We start from the raw sequence: 3,346 nt of genomic DNA, 5'->3' as shown, positions 1-3,346 counted from the left end.
AACGAATCAATATCTTTCAAAAGAACGATATTTTCACCAAGGGGGACGTCTACCCTTTTTTAGCCAGAAAATAAGAGCAATTTTTTTCATTTAACTATTGACATTTATTAGCTGGACTTAAGCAGCCAGTTCTCTCTCGAGAACAGAATCAATTGCAACCAATACTCTCCATCTCTCAGTAGCCTTTTTCAGTACTGTACAGATGACCTCTGTACCAGGAACAAGACCACCGAAAGAAGCAAATGCCTCCTGTCCATTTTCCAGGCGAAGGAACAGGCCTTTGCTACAGCCTCCGGTAACTACTGCTCGAACACCATCCCGAACATTGTAGTCATCTTCGTCGTATTCATAGCTCCACATAATTTGTTACCTCCTTTTTCTTGTAAACACATCATAATTCACGGTTCTTTCAGCAAGTTAAGGGGGAATATCTATCCTTCAGCTCCCAAAGCCGATACTCTATGGAAGTTTCTTACCTCTTGCAAGAAGATTTTCTCATACAGATATGCACGCACAGAAAGGGGGAAATACTATTTGGCGAGCAGTGCCCAGGTAATACCTGCGCGATTTTGCTCGTTGGTGAAGTTTCCCCAATCCCCTAAGAGAACGGCTACTTCGTATCCGGGCTGCGCGTCCGTTCCGGACGCTTTTTCTGTTTTACAATCAAGAAAATCTCATATGAAGTGATCTATACGGGCATAAAAAAAGAACGGTGTGAAGAAATGGCTATATGGGCCAGATCTCCACACCGTATTTTCATCTTTGTTTTCGATTCTTTTCCTGCTGCTGTCGTTCCCGTTCTTTGTCTCGATCATCCTTATCCAGCATTACCTCTACGATTTTCTGTGCCATGAGATAATCCTGCATTTCTGATTTTTGCTTGCGATACTCTACATAGGTTTTCTTTTTTCTTTCCAGTACCATTGCATACTCAGCATGAAGATCTTTCAGTCGAGGAAGGGGTGTATCCTTTCCATGTTCCTTCACATACTCATCAAAGGCCTGCTTTGCAGCCTGGCGAAGTGCCAGTACATCTCGATGCTCTTCATAGTATTTTCTGCTGTACCCAGAAGTACGGTATTCCGCAAACACATTCTTTGCTTTGTTGTAATTCTGGAGATGTGTCATCATCACCTTGATCTCCGCAAGTCTGGCTTCGTCTGCTTTGATAGATGTCAACATACCGTCATTAGTAGTGACAGTATTCGCTGCCAACTCTGCAAGTTGTTCATAGCTTCGAATGTTATGCGATTCGATAAAATTCATTGCAGCTGCCATCTGTTTCAGATTGAATACCTTTGCCCAGCGTTCATATCCAACGCCTTTGCCTTCCTGCATCTTCGCCTGAATATCCACAAGCAGTGACATCTGGGGTTTCCTACAATGATACTGCTTGCTGAAAGTCTTCTCTCTATGAGATTTCGTACCGGCAATGATGGCCTCCAGAGCTTCTTTTGAATAATCATCGCCCAGCGACCGAAACCGGATAAAACGTTTCTGATTCTTTGATCTGACCGCAGGATTCTTTCCGTTCTTATACTCATACCCCATAGAAATCAGAATCTGTATCAGCTCATCAAAGGATTTCGGTTTTTGCCTGAGCGCCGCATCTATTGCCATGCAAAGTTCATCTCTATGCGATATTTTCTTTGGAAATTCAGTACGTTTCTCCCGTTCGTCATATGGCTTTGGCGCAATAACAGAGAGCTTGTGTTCCATGCAGATAAGATCACTTAATCTTCGCAGGGCAACTGCTGAAAAATAAAAATCCCTGAACTTTCGAGTACTGTCCAGGGAAGTAGAATTGTAGATGATATGATTATGAATATGTTCTCTGTCTGTATGTGTTGCAACAATAAAAGCATACCTTCCTTTTGTCCAACGCATTGCAGTTTCATAACCGATTTTGTTTGCTTCTTCTGCTGTAACTTCGCCGGGTTTGAAGGATTGCCGGATCTGATAAGCAATCACATCATGCTTCTGTGTACGGCCAGTAATGTGCTCATACTGACGCTTTGATAGAAGGAATTCCTCATCCGCTGTCATTGGATCGCATTCATATCCTGTGACTAATTCTCCTTTCTCCGTCTTCTCTGGATTCTGCGCATAATCAGTCCTGTCAGCCAGGCACTGCGCTACATTTTTTCCTTTATTGATATGAAGCGCAATCAGTCTGGTTGCGGCCATTTTCACACCGTCCTTTCCTATATAATTGAAAAGAGCCTGCCATCGCTGACAAGCCCCATCGTTCTATAATTTATACTCTGACATAATCCATCAGTTTCTCTTTTACATCTTCCAGCATAATGATAAACCATCCAGTACCGAAGAATGTCAAAATGCAGAAACCTTCTATGAGGGCAAGCAGCAATGTCTGATTCCAAAGCTGCTTTACCACTGTATAGATACCACAGAAAAGAATGAAGAACATCAGCGGTCCAAGTACATAACTTCCCACAGTCAATAACATATTTGCTAGCAGATTCGCCACCCACAACACTGCTATCACAGGAAGCAACGCCACTTTTAAAATCAATTTTACAACCTTCATCACTCACACCTCCAAGTCTGGTCCTTCTTCTATTTTTACTATAACTGCCTATTCAGCAGTTCTCAAGGATGTCGCCATCTCCTATGTATAAGGTGCAGAACAAATCCACACCTCTTACAATCACCGAATAGAAGCAAGGATCGCTAGAATCTCTTTGCAACCCATCCAGATTCCATCCAGCCGGGTCTGCAGATCCTGGATGTCTTCTCGATATACGCTGCCGGTCTCATTTGCTTTTTTTGCGTACTGATTCAAATTGTTACTGCAGATGCGAAGGAGCCGCACAAGCTCCTTCACATCCTTCAGCTCCAGATTCACACAGTACCCATCCATTGCCATTTTACGAAGATAGGCACCCATATTCCGGATACCAATTTCTTCTCTTTTTGCATTGATCCGGTCAAGTTCTTTCTGATTCACGCGAAAGGTAAGTACCTTGTCTTTATCTCGCATTAACCAAGTTCCTCATCATACACAGTGAAGTCAATTGCCATATAGTCAGTATCAGTCATACCGGCAAGCTTTTCCTTCAGCTGCATACAGCCAGCCTTCAGCTCCTGATCTGTAATTCCTGCAATGTGAAGTGCAAGATCTGAAATCGCAGCACCGCGTGTACTATGATCAAATGCCTTCATCATAACCATTTCTTCAACCGTAAGCATCATCGCGTCTCCTCCTAGTATAATAATGATGTAGTCAATCAAGACTACTTGGTTAATAAGTTTCTATAAATCAGATAACAGAAGAAGGGGTTCTTCCTTCATCAGATGTTATCCGTAATAATGATCATGTCTG

Annotated in this window: 5 protein-coding genes; all 5 read right to left on the bottom strand. The window is 42.6% G+C overall.

Features of this window, described 5'->3' with window-relative positions:
- Positions 1-117: 117 nt before the first annotated feature.
- Complete coding sequence (locus tag KQI39_RS17040; protein WP_216419760.1) at positions 118-360, bottom strand: hypothetical protein; 243 nt, start codon at positions 358-360, stop codon at positions 118-120.
- A gap of 396 nt (positions 361-756) precedes the next feature.
- Complete coding sequence (locus KQI39_RS17035; protein ID WP_216419758.1) at positions 757-2,187, bottom strand: relaxase/mobilization nuclease domain-containing protein; 1,431 nt, start codon at positions 2,185-2,187, stop codon at positions 757-759.
- 70 nt (positions 2,188-2,257) lie between these two features.
- Positions 2,258-2,551, bottom strand: a complete 294-nt coding sequence (locus KQI39_RS17030; protein WP_216419756.1) for a hypothetical protein — start codon at positions 2,549-2,551, stop codon at positions 2,258-2,260.
- A 120-nt stretch (positions 2,552-2,671) separates the two neighbouring features.
- On the bottom strand, positions 2,672-3,004 hold the full coding sequence (locus KQI39_RS17025) for a plasmid mobilization protein (RefSeq protein ID WP_216419755.1): 333 nt from the start codon (positions 3,002-3,004) through the stop codon (positions 2,672-2,674).
- Positions 3,004-3,216: a transposon-transfer assisting family protein gene (locus KQI39_RS17020; protein ID WP_216419753.1), complete on the bottom strand. Its 213-nt coding sequence runs from the start codon at positions 3,214-3,216 to the stop codon at positions 3,004-3,006. Before KQI39_RS17020 ends, KQI39_RS17025 begins: the two co-directional genes overlap by 1 nt.
- Positions 3,217-3,346: the final 130 nt, after the last annotated feature.

The organism is Blautia sp. MSJ-36, assembly GCF_018917985.1.
Classification (GTDB): domain Bacteria; phylum Bacillota; class Clostridia; order Lachnospirales; family Lachnospiraceae; genus Blautia_A.
This window is presented reverse-complemented; position numbering and strand designations above follow the sequence as displayed.

What these genes read in the sequence shown, in the direction of transcription:
- KQI39_RS17040 (WP_216419760.1), bottom strand. Translation starts at nt 360, where the DNA reads ATGTGGAGCTATGAATACGACGAAGATGACTACAATGTTCGGGATGGT.
- KQI39_RS17035 (WP_216419758.1), bottom strand. Translation starts at nt 2,187, where the DNA reads ATGGCCGCAACCAGACTGATTGCGCTTCATATCAATAAAGGAAAAAAT.
- KQI39_RS17030 (WP_216419756.1), bottom strand. Translation starts at nt 2,551, where the DNA reads ATGAAGGTTGTAAAATTGATTTTAAAAGTGGCGTTGCTTCCTGTGATA.
- KQI39_RS17025 (WP_216419755.1), bottom strand. Translation starts at nt 3,004, where the DNA reads ATGCGAGATAAAGACAAGGTACTTACCTTTCGCGTGAATCAGAAAGAA.
- KQI39_RS17020 (WP_216419753.1), bottom strand. Translation starts at nt 3,216, where the DNA reads ATGATGCTTACGGTTGAAGAAATGGTTATGATGAAGGCATTTGATCAT.